We start from the raw sequence: 6,284 nt of genomic DNA, 5'->3' as shown, positions 1-6,284 counted from the left end.
AATTAAAGCAATGAAAACCTTCCATTGAATTCCAGCCATAGTTTCCACCTTTTTTGATGATATCCACTTCTTCATATTTATTTTGGCCAACATCACCAACCCACAACTGCCCATTTGCTGAGTCAAAGCTAAATCTCCAAGGATTACGAAGGCCATAAGCATATATTTCTTCTTTAAATCCTAGGTTGTTATTAGCAAATGGATTGTCCGATGGGATAGCATAATTTTTAGAACCTTCTGTTCGATCAATGTCAATTCTGAGAATGCTGCCAAGCAAAGATTTTCGATTTTGACCATTCCCTCTAGGATCTCCTCCGCTTCCTCCGTCTCCAACGGCTATATAAAGGTAGCCATCAGGACCAAAGGAAATTTGTCCTCCATTATGGTTGGAAAAAGGTTGGTCGAATTCTAATAGTACTAACTCGCTGGAACCATCTGCCTGATTTGGATTTGATGAAGAAACACTAAAACGTGAAATCACCGTACGATTGGGATTGGTTGCAGTGTAATTCACATAGAAATAGCCATTGCTTTTATAATCAGGATGAAACGCTAATCCCAATAATCCTTCCTCATTTCCAGAATCATCCACCAGATTTTCGATTTTTAGAAATTCAGTTTTCTCAGTTGTTTCTAAATCATTTTGAAAAACTGAGATTACTCCCCGTTGCTCTACAACAAAGACCCTATTCGAATTATCTCCCGCATGCTGAAAATCTACAGGTCTTGTAAACGATAATTTAGGAAAGGCTTCAACAACAGTTATTTCACCAGTTAGTGAAGGGGTGTTTTCCTGCTCATTTTGTGAACAAGCTGTATTAATAGTAAAAATTAAGAGTATGAATAGGAAGAAATTATTTTTCATCATATAAAGAATTTGTAGTGTTATTGTCTATAACGATACTAACAATTAACCTAAATTGTTCAGACATACAAGTTATCGACTTGATTCAAGTTAAAAATTAATTGTTTTGAGTTGGAATAGATTTTAACTCTTGAATTTTACGTCTTTTTAAAAACTGAGATAAATTTTTTAAAATGATTTTATTTTTTCTCAGGAGTAAACATGCTCAGATCCCATTCATTATACCAATGAATTTCCATTTCGCCTTCTTCAGTTATGGTGATTGGAAGGAAAACATATTCTGATTCAGGCTTCCCTCTACCATTCCAGCGATCGCCCATGTAAAGATATGCGTCCTTATACCCTGGGATTTTAAAGATAAAACAAGGCTGGGAGTTGAATGAGTTATTACCAGCATCTCCAACAAATGGATTACCATGTTTTGTGTAAGGCCCCATGATATTCTCTGCAGTATAATATGTGGCGGGATTTGGAGTCCAACCCGAACATCCGCTGGTGAGCAAGTAAAATTTACCGTTTTTCTTTAGGATTCCTGGGCCTTCGCAGTGTGCTTCAATATCTACATCATTTGTAGTGGTAGAAAGATAATCCTCCGACAATTCCACAATCCTGATAGTCTTATTGATATGGTCCGCAGCATATCCGATATATGCTTTTTTAGTATCTGGTTCGAAATACATTCCAATATCTCTGGATTCATGTCCATTTGGTCGATAATGTTCCTGTATCTCAAAAGGCCCTGTTGGGCTATCACTTATGGCTACACCTAATTCTGCTGTGAGGTATTTCGAATTATCAAAATGAAACCACATGACGTATTTCTTATTCACCTCATCATAGACCACTTTCGGTCTTTCAAAAACTTCAATTTCACCTTTTTCCAAAACCACTCCTTCATTTTTCCAATTGTAAAGGTCTTTGGAAGAATAGCAAGATGCACCTCTTGGCAGACCTCTATGCTCTCCATACCAATAATAAGTTTCGGTAGCTTCTACATAAATAATATTCCCTCCATGGCTATCAATATGCTCCCCATCGTCTGCTAGCCATTTACCTCCAGGTTTAAATGATGTGTAATTGGTTGCTTGCTGGGCAAATACTGCAGTACTGTAGGAAGCTAAAAGGAATAAAAAGAAAGCTCTTATTTTAAATGAGTAGGAGGTGCTGGTGGCAATTTTATTTTGATACATAGTGTAATGTTAGCTATAAATCAATTAGTTGTAAAATAGGTCGGAATTGACTTAGATCGTTAAAGAATTCTTCAGGTTTCTTTGAAGCTAATTAGATTTTTTAATTGAACACTAAACTTCAGGCTAATATCAAAAGTAGAAAACCTAACTTATTTGTAATTTAACTTTCAAAGGTGGTTGCGCTTATTTGGTTTTCGATATAAAACAATTGCCGAGAGGAGTCCGAAAGTTTTCTTGAGATATTATTGAACATGAGGATAAAATAGTTGGAAATTAATACTCACGTAGGAAAAGATTCTGTGATTATGAAAGAACACCCAAAAAGTAATTCAGTCTTAGTTATGGTTATGGGACTTCCCGGTTCAGGGAAAAGCTATTTTGCAAAGGGATTGGCTAAAGAAATTGATGCGATTTATTTGGGAAGTGATGCCCTCAGAAAAGAATTGGGATTGATGGGCAGTTACCAATTTGACAATAAATTATCTGTCTATGATGAAATGTTGAAGAGAGCAAAGAAAATCGAGAAATCAGGTAAAAACTTGGTTTTAGACGCCACTTTTTACCTTAAGAAAATCCGGGATCCTTTTTTTGTTTTGGCTAAGTCATTATCATGGAAATTTTCCATCATCCATATTAAAGCGGATGAGACTTTGATTACAAAAAGACTTTCTAAGACTAGAGAAGATAGTGAAGCAGATTTAAAAGTACATCAGAAGATCAAATCTGAGTTTGAACCAATCCTAGAGCCTCACCTTTTGATTCAATCCACTGATGGTTCGCTCCAAGAAAATCTTGATAAAGCTCTTAAATACATCCATTCCTCCCATGAATAGGCAAGAAGTAAATCAGTTATTAGCCCAAGGGATTTATGAAGGCAAACCAATTCAAGGGATTTTGGAGGAAACAAACATCTCTTGGGTAATCCTCAGCAGAAGCCATGCTTTTAAGATAAAGAAGGAGATAAAACTGTCATTTTTAGATTATTCCACCCTTGATTTGAGGAAAAAATTCTGTGAAAAGGAATTGGAACTTAACAGAAGGTTTTCCTCCATCTATCTTTCAGTTGGACCCATAATCTACCATAACGGACGATTTACAATAGGTGGGGAAGTAGGAGAGATAGTAGACTATGCAGTTTGCATGAAGCGGATGCGGGAAGATAAAAGGCTGGATGTGCTTTTAACTCAAGGGAAAGTCGACCCCTTAAGGATTTCACTCTTGGCAAAACAGGTAGCTAAGTTTCATCAAAGTGCCCAAATCATTGAATATGAATACAATCAGGAACAAGCCAAAGAGTTATTCAACGATTTGAATTCAGTTCAAAATGTTGTATTGCAAGAATTTGGCAATGACTTTTCAGAGGTAATTCCTGGATTGATTTCTTTCAGTAATAATTTTTTAAAGAAGCATGTTAGGAGATTTGTAGAAAGAAGCAGGTTAGGTTTTATTAGAGATCTTCACGGCGACCTTCATAGCGGCAATATTTTCCTATATAAGAATCCAGTCATTTTTGATTGTATTGAATTTCAGGATGCTTTTAGGCAGATAGATATTTTATATGAAATCGCTTTTCTTTGTATGGATTTGGAATTTTTCGACAGGAAAGATCTTTCTGATTTGTTTCTGGATACCTATGGATCAATTTTGACTTGTTTTCCAAAAGAAGAAGACAAAGGTATATTCTTGTATTTCAAATGTCTGAGAGCAAATGTCAGAGCGAAGGTTTTTCTTTTGAATAGCAAGTTTGAACCTGATGAAGGAAAAAAAGTACAAGAACTAGCTAAGGGTAAAAAGTATCTTGACCTCGCATTGAGGTATCAGAAAGAACTCAATTTATTGAATGGATAAAGTTCTTTTTAAGCTTTAGAATTCTTTTCCATTAATAGGATTCAAGTATTCAACATCCAAAAATTATAGATATAAAGAGACTAAACTCATAGAAAAATAGACCTGAGAATGTGGGAAACATAAGTTGCAAACATGATACATATCAGGTCTTTTTCTCTTCTGTAAGGTTAAATTGTATCGATTTAACAATAAAACATTGCACCATGGAACTGAAAGATAAAATCGCAATTATTACGGGTGGAGCAGGGGGAATCGGACTTGCCACTACTAAACTTTTTCTGGAAGAAGGAGCAAAAGGCATTGCTGTAGTTGACTATAGCCAGAAAAACCTAGATGAGGCAAAAAAAGAACTTGAAGGAAAAAATGTTCTTTTCATTCAGGCTGATGTGTCTAAAGCTGAGGAAGTGAAGCGATATACAGAAGAATCGCTTAAGGCCTTTGGAAAAATCGATGTGATCTTTCTCAATGCTGGGGTAGAAGGGGTAGTCAAACCGATGTCAGAATATCCCGAGGAAGTTTTCGATCAGGTAATGGGAGTCAATGTGAAAGGTGTTTGGCTAGGAATGAAATATGGTTTTGCCGCACTTAAACAAGGAGGTGGAGGCTCAGTAATTATAACCTCATCGGTTGCCGGACTTCGCGGAACTGCACAAATTTCAGCTTATGTAGCTAGTAAGCATGCCACAATAGGGTTGATGAGAACAGGAGCTTTGGAAGGAGCACCTGATAAAATTCGGGTAAACACAATTCACCCCTCTCCGGTAGATAATCGAATGATGCGTTCTTTGGAAGAAGCTTTAGCACCGGGAGCAGGTGAAGTAATTAAAGAAAAATTTACAAAGATGATTCCTCTTGGTCGCTATGCTGATAATAAAGACATCGCTGAAATGGCTCTTTTCTTGGCATCAGATCGAAGTAAGTTTGTAACTGGTTCAACCCATGTGGTAGACGGAGGATTTACAGCTTAGATCCATTAAATGGACAAAGTCATTATTATCATAAACTATCTAATCATATTCCTCCATAAGATTAGAGAGTTCCCGAATAAGCTTGTTTAAGCATTTGAATTAGGCCCTCTTCTTCCAATGGCTTTGGATTTGCGTAGGGTTTGGCAAGCATAATTTTCACTGCAGGTTTTATATTCTCTTCTGAAAATCCAATTGCTTTTAAAGCTACAGGTCCACCAAGTTCTTGGATCAAACTTTGAACTTTCAAAGGAGGAAATTCATGATCATAAGCTTTTTGAAAGTCATTTTGCAGTGATTTTTCAAGAGAATTCCACTGATAAGCAAAAACATAAGGTTGAATTACGGTATGGACAGAGGCATGATCCATCCCAAATGAACCACCTAAGGTATGGGCGGTTTTGTGATGCAGGGACATGGAAACTTCTCCAAGTCCTTTTCCTGCCAAAAATGCTCCGAAAAGCAGTAATTCATTTGCCTGGGGAGTTAGTTTTTCGGAGGTTTTCAACAAGTCTAATCCTTCTATAATCTTATTGATCCCCAGAAGCGAGTTATTGTAGGTAATAGGGTTGGTATCGGGAGCATATGCTGCTTCCATCAAGTGTGCCAAGGCATTGAAGGCACTTTTTACGGCCAGATCCTTGGGCATATTTTCCGTCAATTCAGGGTCATAGATAACGTCTTGCGGTAATACTGATGAATCCCGTCCAGTTGTTTTTAAACCATCCTTTGAAATCCCCCAGATATTGGTCATTTCCGAACCTGAGAAAGTAGAGGGGATGGCAATAATTGGCTGCTTTAATTGAAGGGCCATTGCTTTTGCTAAACCTACAGCAGATCCTCCACCAATTGCCACTAAAATATCAGCCTGATGCTTTTTCTGCTCCATTAAGGCTTTTTCCACCAAATGGGAGGGGACATGCTGAACGACCTCTTTAAAATGGAAAATTCTCTCCGAGCTTAATGTGGTGCTAAGTTCTTTTACCCGATTTTGAAGGCGAGGCGAGGCAATGATAAATGCTTTTCGAGATTCTTTTAAAAGTTCTGGCAATTTGCTGAAAGTACCTTGACCAAAATGGACTTGGATAGGAAAGGATTTGTACTCAAAGGATTGAATATTCATAGTAGGTTTAAAGCTTTTTCTATTTCTGAAACTGTGTGTTGAAGGGCTGGCAAGTAAGAATTTTTCATGACCTCAACTGAAACCCGACTCGCATGCCCACTGATATTCAGTGCAGCGATAGTTTTATTATTCTTGTCACGAACTGGCACTGCGATGGATCTTACCCCCACTTCGAATTCCTCATCAGAAATAGCCCAGCCTTGGGAGCGAACTTCCTGAAGTTGCTTAATGAAATCAGCTCTTGAAAGAGATTTATCTGTGTAAGTATCAAATTCTACTTCTGAGATTTTCTT

General features: G+C 37.3%; 7 protein-coding genes. 3 read left to right on the top strand and 4 right to left on the bottom strand.

Translation table 11 applies throughout. The features are described from left to right. Positions 1 to 865: PQQ-dependent sugar dehydrogenase (locus tag Q0L68_RS14675; protein ID WP_296704664.1), on the bottom strand; the 865-nt coding region annotated here is incomplete at its 3' end. A 179-nt stretch (positions 866 to 1,044) separates the two neighbouring features. Further along, complete coding sequence (locus Q0L68_RS14670; RefSeq protein WP_296704662.1) at positions 1,045 to 2,055, bottom strand: glycoside hydrolase family 43 protein; 1,011 nt, start codon at positions 2,053 to 2,055, stop codon at positions 1,045 to 1,047. Between the two features lie 266 nt (positions 2,056 to 2,321). Between Q0L68_RS14670 and Q0L68_RS14665 the strand changes: the two genes are divergently transcribed. The 3 genes from Q0L68_RS14665 to Q0L68_RS14655 all read left to right on the top strand — a co-directional run bounded on the left by Q0L68_RS14665 (position 2,322) and on the right by Q0L68_RS14655 (position 4,871). After that, positions 2,322 to 2,888, top strand: a complete 567-nt coding sequence (locus Q0L68_RS14665) for an ATP-binding protein (RefSeq protein WP_296704659.1) — start codon at positions 2,322 to 2,324, stop codon at positions 2,886 to 2,888. Next, a complete protein-coding gene (locus tag Q0L68_RS14660; RefSeq protein WP_296704657.1) occupies positions 2,848 to 3,903 on the top strand; it encodes a hypothetical protein in 1,056 nt (351 codons plus the stop codon). Before Q0L68_RS14665 ends, Q0L68_RS14660 begins: the two co-directional genes overlap by 41 nt. 203 nt (positions 3,904 to 4,106) lie before the next feature. Then, positions 4,107 to 4,871 (top strand): glucose 1-dehydrogenase, encoded by a 765-nt coding sequence (locus Q0L68_RS14655; RefSeq protein ID WP_296704654.1) that lies wholly within the window; start codon positions 4,107 to 4,109, stop codon positions 4,869 to 4,871. Between the two features lie 61 nt (positions 4,872 to 4,932). Here Q0L68_RS14655 and Q0L68_RS14650 read toward each other — a convergent pair whose 3' ends face one another. Together Q0L68_RS14650 and Q0L68_RS14645 are read right to left on the bottom strand one after the other, a co-directional pair. Beyond that, positions 4,933 to 5,991, bottom strand: coding sequence for a maleylacetate reductase (locus Q0L68_RS14650; RefSeq protein ID WP_296704652.1), 1,059 nt, complete (start codon positions 5,989 to 5,991; stop codon positions 4,933 to 4,935). Continuing rightward, positions 5,988 to 6,284, bottom strand: a 297-nt coding sequence (locus tag Q0L68_RS14645; protein WP_296704650.1) for an IclR family transcriptional regulator C-terminal domain-containing protein, incomplete at its 5' end; no start/stop codon positions are given. The genes Q0L68_RS14645 and Q0L68_RS14650, both read right to left, overlap by 4 nt.

It is taken from the genome of Algoriphagus sp., assembly GCF_024642405.1.
In the GTDB taxonomy this organism is placed as follows: Bacteria; Bacteroidota; Bacteroidia; order Cytophagales; family Cyclobacteriaceae; genus Algoriphagus.
Note: the sequence above shows the minus strand (reverse complement) of the source record. Positions and strands in the feature narration are given on the sequence as shown.

Bases quoted from the DNA above. Each gene is read 5' to 3' on its own strand.
- Q0L68_RS14655 (WP_296704654.1), top strand. From the start codon at position 4,107: ATGGAACTGAAAGATAAAATCGCAATTATTACGGGTGGAGCAGGGGGA.
- Q0L68_RS14650 (WP_296704652.1), bottom strand. From the start codon at position 5,991: ATGAATATTCAATCCTTTGAGTACAAATCCTTTCCTATCCAAGTCCAT.
- Q0L68_RS14670 (WP_296704662.1), bottom strand. From the start codon at position 2,055: ATGTATCAAAATAAAATTGCCACCAGCACCTCCTACTCATTTAAAATA.